At 72.4% G+C, this 15,898-nt stretch carries 13 protein-coding genes; 9 read left to right on the top strand and 4 right to left on the bottom strand.

The window, feature by feature from the left end; translation table 11 throughout:
* Nucleotides 1-102 precede the first annotated feature (102 nt).
* Complete coding sequence (locus ACWDBB_RS14640) at nucleotides 103-858, top strand: MerR family transcriptional regulator (protein WP_449789912.1); 756 nt, start codon at nucleotides 103-105, stop codon at nucleotides 856-858.
* A gap of 161 nt (nucleotides 859-1,019) precedes the next feature.
* Here the strand turns inward: ACWDBB_RS14640 and ACWDBB_RS14645 are convergent, their stop codons facing one another.
* From ACWDBB_RS14645 to ACWDBB_RS14660, 4 genes are all read right to left on the bottom strand, one after another.
* A complete protein-coding gene (locus tag ACWDBB_RS14645) occupies nucleotides 1,020-3,257 on the bottom strand; it encodes a 3-hydroxyacyl-CoA dehydrogenase NAD-binding domain-containing protein (RefSeq protein ID WP_449789913.1) in 2,238 nt (745 codons plus the stop codon).
* Nucleotides 3,258-3,290: 33 nt separating this feature from the next.
* The gene (locus ACWDBB_RS14650; RefSeq protein ID WP_224279338.1) at nucleotides 3,291-4,505 is read right to left on the bottom strand and encodes an acetyl-CoA C-acetyltransferase; all 1,215 of its coding nucleotides are present in this window, start codon (nucleotides 4,503-4,505) and stop codon (nucleotides 3,291-3,293) included.
* Nucleotides 4,506-4,659: 154 nt separating this feature from the next.
* On the bottom strand, nucleotides 4,660-5,802 hold the full coding sequence (locus tag ACWDBB_RS14655; protein ID WP_449789914.1) for an acyl-CoA dehydrogenase family protein: 1,143 nt from the start codon (nucleotides 5,800-5,802) through the stop codon (nucleotides 4,660-4,662).
* A 2-nt stretch (nucleotides 5,803-5,804) separates the two neighbouring features.
* Nucleotides 5,805-6,986, bottom strand: coding sequence for a CaiB/BaiF CoA transferase family protein (locus ACWDBB_RS14660; RefSeq protein ID WP_449789915.1), 1,182 nt, complete (start codon nucleotides 6,984-6,986; stop codon nucleotides 5,805-5,807).
* A gap of 256 nt (nucleotides 6,987-7,242) precedes the next feature.
* Between ACWDBB_RS14660 and ACWDBB_RS14665 the strand changes: the two genes are divergently transcribed.
* The 8 genes from ACWDBB_RS14665 (at nucleotide 7,243) to ACWDBB_RS14700 (ending at nucleotide 15,796) form a co-directional block, all read left to right on the top strand.
* Nucleotides 7,243-7,710, top strand: coding sequence for a hypothetical protein (locus ACWDBB_RS14665; RefSeq protein ID WP_449789916.1), 468 nt, complete (start codon nucleotides 7,243-7,245; stop codon nucleotides 7,708-7,710).
* A 23-nt stretch (nucleotides 7,711-7,733) separates the two neighbouring features.
* Complete coding sequence (locus tag ACWDBB_RS14670) at nucleotides 7,734-9,857, top strand: hypothetical protein (protein WP_449789917.1); 2,124 nt, start codon at nucleotides 7,734-7,736, stop codon at nucleotides 9,855-9,857.
* A 1-nt stretch (nucleotide 9,858) separates the two neighbouring features.
* The gene (locus ACWDBB_RS14675; protein WP_449789918.1) at nucleotides 9,859-10,920 is read left to right on the top strand and encodes a hypothetical protein; all 1,062 of its coding nucleotides are present in this window, start codon (nucleotides 9,859-9,861) and stop codon (nucleotides 10,918-10,920) included.
* Between the two features lie 32 nt (nucleotides 10,921-10,952).
* Complete coding sequence (locus ACWDBB_RS14680) at nucleotides 10,953-12,026, top strand: hypothetical protein (RefSeq protein ID WP_449789919.1); 1,074 nt, start codon at nucleotides 10,953-10,955, stop codon at nucleotides 12,024-12,026.
* Nucleotides 12,027-12,105: 79 nt separating this feature from the next.
* Complete coding sequence (locus tag ACWDBB_RS14685; protein WP_449789920.1) at nucleotides 12,106-12,648, top strand: GNAT family N-acetyltransferase; 543 nt, start codon at nucleotides 12,106-12,108, stop codon at nucleotides 12,646-12,648.
* Between the two features lie 174 nt (nucleotides 12,649-12,822).
* On the top strand, nucleotides 12,823-13,800 hold the full coding sequence (locus tag ACWDBB_RS14690) for a hypothetical protein (RefSeq protein WP_449789921.1): 978 nt from the start codon (nucleotides 12,823-12,825) through the stop codon (nucleotides 13,798-13,800).
* The gene (locus ACWDBB_RS14695; RefSeq protein ID WP_449789922.1) at nucleotides 13,797-15,095 is read left to right on the top strand and encodes a sensor histidine kinase; all 1,299 of its coding nucleotides are present in this window, start codon (nucleotides 13,797-13,799) and stop codon (nucleotides 15,093-15,095) included. Before ACWDBB_RS14690 ends, ACWDBB_RS14695 begins: the two co-directional genes overlap by 4 nt.
* An 8-nt stretch (nucleotides 15,096-15,103) precedes the next feature.
* Nucleotides 15,104-15,796 carry a response regulator gene (locus ACWDBB_RS14700; protein WP_449789990.1) on the top strand — a complete coding sequence of 231 codons (693 nt, stop codon included), beginning with the start codon at nucleotides 15,104-15,106 and terminating at the stop codon, nucleotides 15,794-15,796.
* Nucleotides 15,797-15,898: the final 102 nt, after the last annotated feature.

Genomic DNA, 15,898 nt, shown 5'->3' on the forward strand with positions numbered 1-15,898 from the left:
CGCCCACCGCCCACCGCCCCTCGCCCATCGGTGGACCGGCCGGGACGGCACTGTCACACTGCTGCTGTCACAGCAGGAGTGTGCCAGCGCGGGAGGCGGCAGATGGGGGAGCACGGCGGGGCGGGGGCCGGACCGCGGCTGACGGTGGACGAGCTGGCGGCCCGGGCCGGGGTGACGGTGCGGACGGTGCGGTTCTACGGAACGAAGGGCCTGCTGCCGCCACCGGAGTTGGGGCCGCGGCGGGTGGGACTGTACGGGGCGGCGCACCTGGACCGGCTGGAGCTGATCGAGGAGTTGCAGCGGCAGGGGCTGACGCTGGCCGCGATCGAGCGGTACCTGGCGCGGCTGCCGGAGGACAGCACGCCGCTGGACCTGGCGATCCACCGTGCGCTGGTGGCGTCCTGGACGCCGGAGACCCCGGAGGAGGCCACCAGGGCTCAGCTGGAGCGGCGGGCCGGGCGGGGGCTGACGGAGGAGCAGGTCGAACGGCTCGCCGCGATGGGGGCGCTGGAGCGGACGGCGGATCCGGAGGTGTTCCGGGTGGATCCCGGGCTGCTGCCGCTGGGCGTGCGGATCCTGGACGTGCCCATCCCGTTGGAGACGCTGCTGGCCGCCCGGGCGGTGGTGTTGGAGCACAGTCGGGCGACGGCACGGGAGTTGCACCGGCTGTTCCGCGAGACGGTGTGGAAGCCGTACCGGGAGAGCGAGCCCGCGCCGGAGGAGCTGGCCCGGATGCGGGCACTGACGGACCACATCCAGCCGATGGTGGCGCAGGCCCTGGTCACAGCCTTCCAGCGGTCCCTGCGGGACGAACTGGACGAGGAGTTGAGCCAGGAGCCGGGCCGCCCGGAGCGGTAGCGGAAGCCCGGTGAGGTCGCGGATCGCGGACCCCGGACCCCGGACCCCGGACCCCGGACCCCGGACCGCACATCACAGACCGCACACCGGTGGCCGCAGGCCGCAGGCGCCGCGCGTCGCACGGCGCCTGCGGCCTCACCAACCCCGACCGGGAGCGCGGCTCAGTCCGTGAAGGTCCGGCCCTCGGCCGCGACCCGCTCCAGCAGCGCCGGCGGCGCGAACCGCTCGCCGTACGCGGCGGCGAGTTCGCGGGCGCGGGCCGCGAAGCCGGCCGGTCCGCCCTCGTACCCGTTGATGTACTGGAACACGCCACCCGTCCAGGCCGGGAACCCGATGCCGAGGATCGAGCCGACGTTGGCATCGGCGACGGAGGTCAGCACGCCCTCCTCCAGGCAGCGCACCGAGTCCAGCGCCTCGCTGAACAGCATCCGCTCCTTGAGGTCCTCGAACGGAACCTCAGCGGCAGAACCGACCTCAGAACCAACGGCGGAACCGTCGGAAGAACCGTCGGAAGAACGGCCGAAGTGCTCCAGCAGCCCCGGCCAGAGCCGCCCGCGCTTGCCGTCCTCGCCGTACTCGTAGAAGCCCGCGCCGCCGCTGCGTCCCGGGCGGCCGAACTCGTCGACCATCCGGTCGACCACGGCGTCCGCCGGGTGCGGCGTCCAGGTGCCGCCGGCGGCCTCCACCGAACGCCGGTGCTCGTCGCGGATCTTGCGCGGCAGGGTGAGGGTGAGCTCATCCATCAGGGAGAGCACCTTGGCGGGGTAGCCGGCCTGGGCGGCGGCCTGCTCGATGCTGGCCGGGTGGACGCCCTCACCGACCATGGCGACGCCCTCGTTGAGGAACTGGCCGATCACCCGCGAGGTGAAGAAGCCGCGGGAGTCGTTGACCACGATCGGGGTCTTGTCGATCTGCCGGACCAGGTCGAAGGCACGGGCCAGCGCCTCGTCGCCGGTCTGCGGCCCGCGGATGATCTCGACCAGCCGCATCTTGTCGACCGGCGAGAAGAAGTGCAGGCCGATGAAGTCGCCCTGGCGCTCGACGCCTTCGGCGAGCAGGCCGATCGGCAAGGTGGAGGTGTTGGAGCAGAGCAGCGCGTCGGGGCCGACGACGCCCTCGATCTCCTGGAACACCTTGTGCTTGAGCTCGGTGTTCTCGAAGACGGCCTCGATGACCGCGTCGCAGCCGGCCAGGTCGGCGGCCTCGGCGGTGGGGGTGATCCGGGCCAGCAGTTCGTCGCGCTTGGCCTCGGTGGAGCGCCCGCGGCCGACGGCCTTGTTCAACAGTCCCTCGGAGTAGGCCTTTCCGCGCTCGGCGGCCTCCAGGCTCACGTCCTTGAGCACGACCTCGATGCCGGCCTTGGCGCAGGCGTAGGCGATGCCCGCGCCCATCATCCCGGCGCCGAGCACCGCGACCTTGCGGACCGGTCGCTTCTCGACGCCCTTCGGCCGCCCGGCGCCGGAGTTGACCGCCTGCATGTCGAAGAACAGCGCCTGGATCATGTTCGTGCTGGTCTGCCCGCAGGCCAGCTCGGTGAAGTAGCGGGCCTCGATGACCATCGCGGTGTCGACGTCCACCTGGGCGCTCTCCACGGCGGCGGCGAGGACGTTGCGCGGGGCCGGGTAGGGAGCGCCGTTGAGCTGCTTGCGCAGGTTGGCCGGGAAGGCGGGCAGGTTGGCGGCGAAGGCCGGGGTGGCCGGGGTGCCGCCGGGGATCTTGTAGCCCTTGACGTCCCAGGGCTGGACGGCGTTCGGGTTGGCCTCGATCCAGGCCTTCGCGCGGGCGGCCAACTCCTCGGGGGTGTCGACCAGTTCGTGCACCAGTCCGTGCGACAGCGCCTGCGCCGGACGGTACTGGCGGCCCTGGACGAGGAACTTCAGCAGGGCGTCGGCGATGCCGAACAGCCGGACCGTACGGACCACACCGCCGCCGCCCGGCAGCAGGCCGAGGGTGACCTCGGGCAGGCCGATCCGGCTGGCGGGGGTGTCGAGCGCGATCCGGTGGTGGCAGGCGAGCGCGATCTCCAGGCCGCCGCCGAGCGCGCTGCCGTTGACGGCGGCGACGACCGGCTTGCCGAGGGTCTCCAGCCTGCGCAGCGAACGCTTGATCCGCATGGACTTCTCGAAGACGGCCTCGGCGTCCTCGGGGCGGGCGGCGGAGAGCATCCGCAGGTCTCCCCCGGCGAAGAAGGTCTTCTTGCCGGAGGTGATCACCACGCCGCGCAGCGCGTCCGGGGAGGCCTCCTGGGAGGCCAGGGCCGCCAGCCGCTCGACGACGGCCTCGAAGTCGGCGACGAAGGCCTCGTTCATGGTGTTGACGGACTGGGTGGGGTCGTCGAGGACGAGGGTGACCACGCCGTCCTGGTCCTGCTCCCAGCGGATGGTGGTGGTGTCGCTCATGGGTTCACGGTCTCCAGATCTGCGGGGAGGGAGTCAGATGCGCTCGACGATGGTGGCGATGCCCATGCCGCCGCCCACGCAGAGGGTGATCAGGCCGTAGCGCAGGTCGCGCCGCTCCAGTTCGTCGATCACGGTGCCGAGCAGCATCGCCCCGGTGGCGCCGAGCGGGTGGCCGAGCGCGATCGCGCCGCCGTTGACGTTCACCTGGTCGTGGCGGAAGCCGAGTTCGCGGATGAAGCGGAGCGCGACGGCGGCGAAGGCCTCGTTGATCTCGACCAGGTCGATGTCGGCGGCGGTGAGACCGGCCTTGGCGAGGGCCTTGTGGGTGGCCGGGGCGGGGCCGGTGAGCATGATGGTCGGCTCGGAGCCGGAGACGGCGGCGGAGACGATCCGGGCGCGCGGGCGCAGCCCGTACCGCTCGCCGACCTCGCGGTTGCCGATCGCCACCAGCGCGGCTCCGTCCACGATGCCGGAGGAGTTGCCCGCGTGGTGGACGTGGTCGATGGCCTCGACCCAGTGGTACTTCTGGAGGGCGACGGCGTCGAAGCCGCCGGCCTCACCGATGGCGGCGAACGAGGGCTTGAGGCCGGCCAGGGTCTCGACCGTGGTGCCGGGGCGGATGAACTCGTCGCGCTCCAGCACGACCAGGCCGTTGCGGTCGCGCACCGGGACGACCGAGCGGTCGAACAGGCCGTCCGCCTGGGCCTTGGCGGCGCGGGCCTGGGACTCCGCGGCGAAGGCGTCCACGTCGGTGCGGGAGAAGCCCTCGATGGTGGCGATGAGGTCGGCGCCGATGCCCTGCGGGGCGAAGTTGGTCTCGTACGCGGTCATCGGGTCGGCGAACCAGGCGCCGCCGTCGGAGGCCATCTTCACCCGGGACATCGACTCCACGCCGCCGGCCAGGACGAGGTCCTCCCAGCCGGAACGGACCTTGGCGGCAGCCAGGTTGACGGCTTCCAGGCCGGAGGCGCAGAAGCGGTTCTCCTGAACGCCGGCGACGGTGTCGGGCAGGCCGGCCGCGATGGCGGCGATCCGGGCGATGTCGGAGCCCTGGTCGCCGACCGGGCTGACCACGCCGAGCACGATGTCGTCGATCGCGGCCGGGTCCAACCCGGGGTAGCGGTTGCGCAGTTCGTGGATCAGTCCGACGACGAGGTCGATCGGCTTGGTGCCGTGCAGCGAGCCGGAGGCCTTGCCCCGGCCGCGCGGGGTGCGGATCGCGTCGTAGACGTACGCTTCGGTGGTCACGGTGGGAACGCCTTTCAGCGGGTTCTTCGGAGCAGTGGGTCTGTGGTCTGCGGTGCGGTGAGCTTGAGGGGCAACGTGCTTTGCGGGTACGGGCTTGCGGGTAACGGGCTTGCGGGGCAACGGGCCGGCGGGGCAACCCGATCGACGGAGGGTCTCAGCCGAGGATGGAACGCCCGACGATCTCCTTCATGATCTCGGTGGTGCCGCCGTAGATGGTCTGGATGCGGCCGTCGGTGAACGCCCGGGCGACCGGGAACTCGCTCATGTAGCCGTAGCCGCCGTGCAGTTGGAGGCAGCGGTCGGCGGTGCGCTTCTGCAGCTCGGTGGCCCACCACTTGGCCATCGAGGCGTCCGCCGGAGTGAGCGCGTAGCGGTTGTGCTCGGTGATGCAGCGGTCCACGAAGGCACGGGTGACGGCGCACTCGGTGGCCAGTTCGGCGATCTCGAACCGGACGTGCTGGAGCTTGGCGAGCGGACGGCCGAAGGCCTCGCGCTGCTTGACGTAGTCGGTGGTGATCTCGACCAGGTACTCGGCGCCGGCGATCGCCGCAGCGGCGATGGTGAGCCGCTCCTGGGCGAGGTTCTGCATCAGGTGGACGAAGCCGCCGTTCAGCTCACCGATCAGGTTCTCCTTCGGCACCCGGACGTCCTCGAAGTACAACTCGGCGGTGTCCTGGGCCTTCTGGCCGATCTTGTCGAGGTTGCGGCCGCGCTCGAAGCCGGGCGTGCCGCGCTCGACGGCCAGCAGGCTCAGTCCGTGCGCGCCGCCCTCGGGGGTGGTGCGGGCGACCACGATCACCAGGTCGGCGAGGATGCCGTTGGAGATGAAGGTCTTGGCGCCGTTGAGCAGGTAGTGGTCGCCCCGGTCGACGGCCTGGGTGCGGATGCCCTGGAGGTCGGAGCCGGTGCCGGGCTCGGTCATCGCGATCGCGGTGATCAGCTCGCCCGAGCAGAAGCCGGGCAGCCAGCGGCGCTTCTGCTCCTCGGTGGCGAGCGAGGTGAGGTACGGGCCGATGATGTCGTTGTGCAGGCCGATGGCCAGACCCGAGGCACCGGCCCGGGCGAACTCCTCGGCCAGCACCGCGGCGTAGCGGAAGTCCGGGGCGCCGCCACCGCCGTACTCCTCGGGCACGGCGAGGCCGAGCAGGCCCTGGCGGCCGGCCGCGAGCCAGGCGGAGCGGTCGACGATGCCGGCCTTCTCCCAGCGGTCGTAGTGCGGCAGCACCTCCTTGGCCAGGAAGGCCCGCACGGTGGCCCGGAAGTCGTCGTGCTGCTCGGTGAAGATCTCGCGCTGCAACGCTACTCTCCTTGCTCTGCCGAAGCGTTGGGGGATGGGGTACTGACGTCGAGAGAGGGGACGCCCCAGTCCCGGGCCACCTCGGCGGTGTCCGCACCCGGCCGGGCCGGCGGGCGGCGCAGGGCACCCGGGGTGGCGGAGAAGCGCGGGGCGGGGGCCGGCTGGGTGACGCCGTCCACCTCGACGTACGTCCCGCGCGCCGACAGGTGGGCGTCCACGGAGGCCTGACGCATCGTCAGTACCGGTTCCACGCAGGCGTCGGAGCCCGCGAAGACGGCCTCCCACTCGGCCCTGGTCCGGGTGGCGAAGCGCGCGGCGATCAGGGCCCGCAGTTCGGGCCAGCGGGCGAGCTCGAACTGGCCGGGCGCGTCCGGTCCCAGCTCCAGCAGCCGGGCGAACTCCGCGTAGAAGCGCGGCTCCAGCGCGCCGACAGCCAGGTGGCCGCCGTCCGCCGCCCGGTAGACCGCGTAGAACGGCGCGCCGCCGTCCAGCAGGTTGACGCCCCGGCGGTCCTGCCAGTGGCCGGCCGCGAGCAGGCCCCACAGCATGCTGCCGAGGTGCGCCGCGCCGTCCACGATCGCCGCGTCGACCACCTGGCCGGTGCCGGTGGCCCGGGCGTGGTGCAGTCCGGCGAGCAGGCCGACGACCAGGTACAGCGAGCCGCCGGCGTAGTCGCCCAGCAGGTTGGCCGGGATGCCGGGGGGCTCCTCGGCCCCGCCCGGCGCCGCCACCATCCCGAGCACCCCGGCGACCGCCGCGTACCCGAGGTCGTGCCCGGCGGCCGCCGCCCGGGGGCCGTGCTGCCCCCAGCCGGTCATCCGGCCGTACACCAGCGCCGGGTTGCGCGCCAGGCACGCCTCGGGCCCGACCCCGAGCCGTTCCGCGACGCCCGGCCGGTAGCCCTCGATCAGCAGGTCCGCCCGCTCGACCAGGTCCAGCACCCGCGCAGGGCCCTCGGGGGACTTCAGGTCGATCAGCACCGAGCGCTTGTTGCGGTTGCTGAGGTCGTACGCCGGGTCCGTGCCGAGCGGCGAGGGCTCCGGCCGGTCCACCCGCACCACGTCCGCCCCGAGGTCCCCCAACAGCATGGCCGCGAACGGCCCCGGCCCGATCCCGGCGAGCTCCACCACCCGCACACCCGCCAACGGCCCCCCGGCCCCCGGCGTCCTGCTCGCGTCACCCACTGGCTGCTGAACCCTTCCGACGGGTTTGACAGTAAAGCTGTAACACTCGGGATGATAGGCAAGCGACCCGCCGGTAACAAGACCTCCGCCCTCGCGCCGGGCCGCCAATTCCCCCTTGGCACAGCCCCACTGAGCGCGACCACTCTCCGCGCGTCCGGCGCCACGGAGGGTGGGTCGGTGTACTGACAGCGGGTCCCTGTACGGTCTTCACTGCCGCAGGGGAGCGGCTGCTTCATCGAATGGGGAGGATTCGCACATGGGTAGCCCGTACTTCACCACGGGACCGGTCGCACCGGCCAAGGACCCGATGCCGAGCTCAGGGCCCGCATACACCGCGAAGTCGCCGTACGCCCCTCCGGCCCCGGTCGGCGACGGCAACCCCGCGCTCATCCCACCCGCCCTGGGCACCACCCGGCTGGACACCCCGCACGAGCTCAACGCCTCGGCCGGGATAGCCCGGCAGATCGCCACCGACCTCGACAACGCCAACGGCAAGGCGGGCCCCGGCGCGCACAGCCTCACCGAGTACGCGAGCACCGCGTCGACCAGGATCCGCGGCTTCTCCTTCGGCGGCGCCCTCACCAGCAGCACCGAGCGCTGGCTGCAGCAGTGCAAGACCCTGCACGACAAGCTCGGCAACGCCGCCGGAAACCTCGACAAGACCCAGCGGTTCTACGGCGCCAACGAGGCCGGAATCGCCGCCGACATGCGTTCGAACAACTGACAGGTACCGGGGGGAACGGACAGATGGTGTCCTTCAAGGAACTGCACGAGGCCGACTTCTCCGGGGTGAACGAAGCCGCCGAAGCCTGGGCCGGCGTGGCCAAGGCCCTCACCGCCCTGGACGGCCGAGTCGCCAAGGACCTCACCAGCACCGCACAGCGGGCCGGCTGGAAGGGCGACGCCGCCGACGCAGCGACCACGGCCATGCAGGGCATCGACGGCGACTTCAAGCAGGCCTCGGCCGTCGCCACCGCCCTCGCCGCGATCATGAAAGCCGCCGCCGAGGACTTCGCGGCCGCCCGCCGCGACCTCGACGCGGCGCTGCACGACGCGCAGGGCGACACCACCCTCAGCGTCACCGCCGACGGGACGGTCAACTGGACCGTCCCGAAGGAGGAGAGGAACGACCCCGAGGCCGAGCGCACGATCCGGGCCAACGCCCAGGCACTGTCGGACCGGCTCGGCAAGGCCGTCGCGAAGGCCACCGCCGCCGACCAGCGGGCCACCGTGGCCCTCCAGGGCGACATAGGAACCAGCACCACCGCCTTCAACGCCGCCCCGTACGGCGCCGGCCCGGTCGCCGACGCCAACCGGGCGAAGGACCTGATGTCCAAGGCCGGCAGCCTCTCCGACGACCAGCTCAAGCAGCTACAGGCGCTCATGGCCGCCAACGCGGACAAGAAGGACTTCTCCACCACCCTGCTCAACGGCCTCAACTACGGCGGCAAGACAGGTCCGGACGCCCTGCTGGAGTACAGCAAGGTCTACGACGGCCTCGCGCACGGCAACCACAACGCCAAGGGCTACCAGGAGGTCTACGGCAGCCTGTCCGTCGCACTGGCCACCGCCACCCGCGACGGCGGAATGGGCAAGGCCTGGGAGGACGGCCTGCTGGCCGCCGCCCGTCGCCCCGGGGCATCTGCGGCGGGTTACAACGACAACTATCCGGCGCTGACAGCACTGCTCAATGCGAGGGGCAGCTTCGACAAGGGCTTCCTGACCAAGGTCGGCACCGACCTGGTCGACTACGAGCGCGGCAGCAAACTCAAGGGCGAAGACCTGTGGGGCCCGGACTGGAGCAACATCTCCGGCCACCAGGGCGATCCGATGCGAGACCTCATGCAGACCATGAGCCGCCACCCCGAGGCGTCGAAGGAGTTCCTCGACCCCGCGGCCAACAAGAACCTTGCCTACCTGCTGAAGGACCGCCAGTGGCCCAACCAGGGCTACGAACACAACCAGCTGGACGCGCTCGCGCAGGACACCTCCCGCGGTGCGTTCGGCGATGCCCTGGAGGCCGCCACCACCGGCCGCGATCCGCACGGCAACCAGCCGCCGGTCCGCCCGCACGATGCGGCGATGGCGCGCATCATGTCCGACACGATCAGCCACTTCGGCGGCGACTCCGCCGGCCATGTGACCGAACTCCCCGTCGGACTGCGCCGGCCGTTCGGCAACATGATCGCCGACTACGCGGCCGACACGTACGAGATCATCGGCAAGGAGGTCAACGGGCACTCCGAGACCAGCGGGCTGGCCATCGACCGGGACCGCCTCATCCGGGTCATCCGAGGTGTGTCCGACGACCCGGAGGCGTTCAAGGCCATCCACTACGCCGAGAGCCAGGAGATCGCCCGGCGACTCGACGCCTACCCCGCCGAGGCGTTCAGGCCGGACGGCACTGGGCACCCCGGCCCCGGCATCGAAGGCTACGTACGGGAGGCCGGCCAGGTCCTGGGGGCGCTCAGCGGCGCACAGTCGGACGTCATGACCCGTCACCACGACGACGTCGTGTTCCAGAACAACTGGCAGGCGAAGATGAACTACCACCTCATCGGCACGCCCCTGACTCCCGTACCGGTCGTGGGCGACTTCGTCCAGCGCATGGTGGACGTCGGTACCTCGGAGTGGGCGAACGGGCTCAACAGCGAGCAGGACCAGCAGACGCAGGCGGACCTGTCCAAGATGTTCAACTCCGGCGAGAACCAGCTGAAGACGATGATCGTCGAGAAGGCCGGACTGGCCGGTCTCACCCAGGCGGAGATCAACTCGACCGCCGGTGTGCCCCAGAAGCTGCTGCACGACGTGTCCGAAAGCTACGGGACAGGCGTCAACCAGACGTACCGCAACGCACTCGGAGGGCGCTGAGATGAAGAAGACACAGCACACCGCCGATCAGTCCGGCGACGGGAGCGCCGTCGGCGGGCGTCTGGACACGGCACTCAGCCGACGGGGGTTCACCACCTGGCCGCTGCGGGTGCGGGCGGCGGTCGCCGTGGTGGCGGTGACGGCGGTCGTGGCCGGGGCCGGGGTGTTCCTGGTGGACAACCTGACCAACGCCTTCGGTCCCAACAGTGTGTGCGAGGGCGCCGTGAGCGCGGATCTGCTGAACGACGCGCTCGGGCCGGGCAAGGTCAGCGATCAGGCGTTCGGCAACGGGTACCTGCACAGCGGATCAGCCTTCTGCACGGCGAAGGTGAGTTCCGGGGTCTTCGGCAACGAGCGGTCCGTCACCGTTGAACTGCGCAAGAACGGCGATCTATCCGTCGTCGCGAATGACGCGGAGGCCCGGCTGTTCGCCGCTTCGGCCAACGGTGGAGCGTCCGGCGCGGGCTTCGACCACCGGGCCTGGGCGCTGCTTCCCGAGGCGTGCGACAGCGGGCAGCGGATCACCGTCAGGGCGGACCGCGACAACCGGCCCGGGGCAGAGAAGCTCGCCGCACTCGCCGTGTCGGCGGCCGGCCACGTCGCGTCACAACAGGGGTGCGGTACGTCGTCCATGCCCGCGCCGCACCAACTCTCCGCTGCCGGGAAGGACCACGACGTCGACCGCAACGCGGTCTGCGGCCTGCCCGGGCTCACCGCGCCCGTCAGCCTCGGCGGCGCGGCCCTCCGGGAGACCGTGACCACCGCGACCGACCCGCTGTGGACCTGTCTCATCCACTCGGACGCGAGTCCGAGGTCCCCGATCACCTTCACCATCGGCACCGAGCCCCGGCTCCTGGCCCCGGCAACCCCGAAGGACGAACCGGGGATCGGCCGGGCCCGCTGGGTGCGGCCCGGCGAGATGACGGCGACTTGCCAGGGCCGGCCGACCACCTTCCGGATGGAACTCAACGGCGCCTGGAGCTCCGGACCGGCCGGCGACTCCACCTGGCAGCAGTTCCTCACCGCCGGGGGCAAGGCGATCGGCTGCGAGCCGATCCTCTAGCCGGACGAACGACGAGCGAAGGGGGACACGCCATGGAACAGAACGACCCGGACGGCCAGGACAGCCGGCGGAGCGCGGCGGGGCGGCTGAACATCGCGCTCTACCGGCGGGGGTTCACCACGCGGGCGCTGCGGATGCGGTTGGCGACGGTGCTGGTGGCGTTCTGCCTCGTCCTCGTCGGGGCCTTGGGGTTCGCGGTCTACCGGCTGACGAACCTCGGTGGGCCGGACGCCGTGTGCGACGGAGTGGCCACGGCGGCCCAGGTGCACGACCTGCTGGGGTCCGGGCGGATCCGTGAGAGCAAGGGCAGCTACTCGGCGACGGAGGACCACACCGGGAACAGTTGCACGGCCGCGGTCAGCTCCGGTGTGTTCACGACCTCCGAGAAGCTCGTGCACTTCACCATCGCCCTCAACACCGATGACGGACCGGGAGTGTTGGCCGCGTCGGATGCCCGGCTGTTCTCCGGTGACTCGGCCGGTTCGGTGACTCCGGATGTCGCATGGGCCGTGCTCCCCGAGGGGTGCGAGAAGGGCGTGCGCGCCGAGGTGCGCGCCGACCAGCCGGGCCACGACGAGGCCCGAGCCCGCTTGGCCGTGGCCTTCGCCAACAGGGTCGCCAAGGCACGCGGCTGTGCCGACCGGGCCCTTGCGGCGCCGAAGGAACTGTCGGCGAAGGGCGCCGTGACGGACCCGGACTGGACCAACCTCTGCGGACTGCCCGGGTTCGCACCCGCCAGGAACCCCGAGGCCCAGTGGCACATGCCGCAGCAGGTCACCACCGCCACCGCCCCGATCTGGTCGTGTCGGATCGGCGGGGACTCGCAGTACGACAGCCGGGTGCAGGAGTTCGCGATCACGACCGAGCCGCGGACCACCGCCCTGGTCCGGAAGGACGGCGCGAGCACGTCCGATCTGGGGCGGGCCCAGTGGGTGGCCGGCGGAACGCTCGTCACCACGTGCCAGGGCAAGGACGTCTTCTTCACCGTCACCGGTGGGATCACCTCGGGCCTGGAGAAGCCCTTCCTCTTCCCCGACCAGAAGGACCTGGTCCGCCAGTTCCTCACCGCCGGCGGCAGGGCGATCGGCTGCGAGCCGATCCTCTAGCGGCGGAAATCGACGGGCGAGTGTCGAAGTAATGGTCTATCTTGCGGGAGACCTATTACGTGAGACACGGGGAAGCGCCATGACCACCACCAACCTGACCGACCACACCTCCCGGACGATCGTCACCGTCTCCGAGCGGCTGGTGCTGACGCGGCCGCAGGAGGGCGACGTGGAGGTGGTGTTCGCGATCCACGGGGATCCGGAGACCAACCGGTACAACCCGAACGGGCCGCAGCGGGAGATCGCCCAGGCGCAGGAGATGCTGGACGGGTTCGTCGCCGACTGGGTGCGGGACGGGGTGGGGTACTGCGCCGTCGCCACCCGGGAGGACCCGGGGACGGTCATCGGGTTCGCCGGGCTGTACCTGCACACCCTGGACGGGGAGCGGGTGTTCAACCTCTACTACCGGTTCCGGCCGTCCGCCTGGGGTCTGGGGTACGCGGCGGAGGCGGCCCGGGCGGCGATGGCCGAGGCGCTGCCGCGCTACCCGGGCGTCCCGGTGATCGCCCTGATCCACGCCGACAACCTGCCCTCGCGTCGGCTCGCCGGGCGGCTCGGGCTGGTCGCCGACCCGGACGGCCGGACCGACGAGGAGGACCGGTTGATCCACCGCATGGCCTGAGGTCGGTCCGCCGCACGGCCCGAGAATGGCCTGCCGCCCGGCTTGAGGTCGGCCCGCAGCACGGCCGGAGGTCGGCCCACAGCGCGGTCCCGGGCCGGAGATCCCCCGCCAGGGGGAGGGGGATCGCGCCCCCGGCGGACGCCCCGGGGTGCGCCCCGGCGGGACCGTGGGGGCATGAGGATCAACGAGCACGTGTTGCGGGCCGGGGCGGCGTGGACGGCGGTGGCGGCGACCGGGCCGTACCTGACGCTGAAGCTGCTCTGGCTGACCGGGCATCCGGTGGGATCGGACGACCCCGGCGGGATGGACCGGCTGTGGCTGGTGAACCTGCTGACCTTCGGCATGGACGCGATCGCCGTGGCACTGGCGCTGGCGTTCGTCCGCCCGTGGGGGCGGCGGGCACCGGCCGGGCTGGTGGCGTTCCCGATGTGGGTGGCGACCGGGCTGCTCGGCACCATCCTGGTCGCGCTGCCGCTGTACCTGCTGAGCCTGCTGGTGCTCGGGCCGGAGCGCGCCGACCCGGACGACAAGGGCGTCGGCGACTGGGTCTTCCTCGTCGTGTACGGCGGCTTCGCCGTCCAGGGCCTCGCCCTGCTCACCGCCTTCGCGCTGTACGCCCGCCGGCGCTGGGCCGGGCTGCTGCGGGAGCGGATCGGCGACCTGCCCGACTCCCCCACGCTGCCCGTGCAACGTTCCCTCGCCTGCGTCGCCGCGCTGCTCGCCGCGGGCGTCGCGGCGAGCCGGGCCTACTGGGCGCTCGGGGGTGGCGCCGGACTGCCGCAGGTCATGGTGGAGGAGCGGAACCGGGGCGTGGCGGTGATGGACGGGGTCTGCGCGGTGATGGCGGTGGCCGCGGTGGCGGCGCTGCTGGTCCTGGTCTTCCGGTTCCGTCCGGGGCGCCGGCTGCTCGGGCCGCTGCTGGTGGTCTGGACGGCGGCCGGCTCGCTGTTCGGTTGGGGTGCCTGGCAGGTGGTGGCCTTCGGGGCGACGACGACCCGGGTGACCGAGCTGCGGATGGCCGTGCCCGGGTTGATGCCCCTGGTACAGGCCGCCCAGGTGGTGGCCGCGGTGCTGGTCCTGGCGGTCGGGGCGATGGCGCTGACCGAACTGGGCGCCCGCCGACGCGCCGCTGCCGTAGAGTCGCGCGGGTGATCACGGGGGTGGGCGACCGGCTGCGGCGTGCGGCGCGCGTGGGCGACCGGCTGCGGCGTGCGGCGGGAGCCGCACTGGGGCGGCGGGCCCGGCTGCGCTGGGTGCACCTGGTGCTGGGCGGCGCGCTGCTGATGCCGTACTGGATGCTGTCGGTGGTGCTGTTCGGCGCACTCGACCCGAACCAGTCACCCGCCCGCCAACTGCTCCTGTACGTCCTGTCGTTGGCCACCTCGCTACCGATGGCCGCCGTCACCGCGCTGGTGCCGATGGTGCGGGGACTGGAGGGCGCGGCCGCGCGGGCGCTGTGCTCGGCGCCCCACCCGGAGGAGCTGGCCGCCGGACCGGCCCGCTCCTGGGCCGCCCGCCGGCGCACCGCGCTCTGGTACGTGCTGCACCTGCTGTTCGGCGGGGTGGTCGCCGGGATGACGCTGGCCGGCACCCCCTTCGCGGTGGTGCTGGTCTGCGGCTTCTCGGGGACGGAGGAGTTCGTCCGGATGTGGCAGCGGCACTTCCCCGCCTGGCTGGCCAGCGGCCCCGCCCTCGGCCTCGGCCTGCTGCTGCTGATCATCGGCACCAACGCCGTCTGCGGCGCGCTGCTCGCCCGCTGGGCGCCCGCCCTGCTCGGCCCGACCCCGGAGGAGCGGGTGGCCGCCGCCGAGCGCCGGGCCACGGTGCTCGCCCAGCGCAACCGGCTGGCCCGCGAGTTGCACGACTCGGTCGGGCACGCGCTCAGTGCCGTCGGCATCCAGGCCTCGGCCGCCGCCCGGGTGTTGCGCAGCAACCCGGACTTCGCCGCCGAGGCGCTCGCGGCGATCGAGGAGACCGCCCGGGCGGCCGTCGCCGAACTCGACACCGTGCTCGGGCTGTTGCGCGAGGAGGACCCGCGGGCCGCCGAACCGGCCGGGCCCACCCTCGCCGGGCTGGACGACCTGCTGCGCCAACTCGGCCGCGCCGGCGTGACGGTGGACGCCGAGCTGGCGCCCGGGCTGCCCGGCCTGCCCAAGGCGGTCTCCCGCGAGGCGTACCGGATCGTGCAGGAGGGCCTGACCAACGTGCTGCGCCACGCCGGACCCGCCCCGGCCGGACTGCGGGTCGCACTGACGGGCGGCCGGCTGGAGATCGAACTGACCAACCCGCTCGGCCCCGCCCGACCGAGCCGTCCCGGCGGCGGACGCGGGCTGCGCGGGATCGCGGAGCGGGCGGCGGCACTGCACGGCGGCAGCGCGGCGGGGCCGGGCGAGGACGGAACGACGTGGCGGCTGGCCGTCTGGCTGCCGACGGGAGGGACGACGTGAACGAGGGCATGGACAGCGGCGCGGAGCGGGGTGTCGACAGCATCCGGGTGGTGATCGCGGATGACGAGCGGCTGGTCCGCCTGGGCCTGCGGGTGGTGATCGAGAGCGAGCCGGACCTCACCGTGGTCGGCGAGGCCGCGGACGGCGCCGAGGTCGTCCCGCTGGTGCGCGAACTGCGCCCGGACGTGGTGCTGATGGACGTCCGGATGCCCGGTATCGACGGCATCCGGGCCACCGAGCAGCTGGTCAGCGGGATGGCCCCGCCGCCGCGCATCCTGGTGGTCACCACCTTCGAGCACGACGACCACGTGTACGACGCGCTGCGCGCGGGCGCCGCCGGGTTCCTGCTGAAGCGGGCCCGGGCGGAGGAGATGGTGCAGGCCGTGCGACTGGTCGCGCGCGGCGACTCGCTGCTGTTCCCGGCGGCCGTCCGCGACCTCGCGCTGCACCACGGCGCGGACCGGCGCCGGGAGGCCGGGGCTGCGGACCGGGGCCCGATCGGGCGGCTGACCGAGCGGGAGGGCCAGGTGCTGCGACTGATGGCCACCGGGCTCAACAACGGCGAGATCGCACGGCAGCTGGTGGTGAGCCAGGAGACGGTGAAGACGCACGTCGGCAGCGTGCTGGCCAAGCTGGGCGCGCGGGACCGCACCCAGGCCGTCATCGCGGCGTACGAGTCGGGCTTCGTACTGCCCGGCTGACAGGCCGAACTGGCGCTTCATCAGTTTTTGGAAGGGGAGACCGGGGCCGGGGCGGGTCGAACACGGATTCCATCCGCTCGGCCCCAGCGAGTAGAGTGCAGC

The organism is Kitasatospora sp. NPDC001095 (assembly GCF_053598615.1).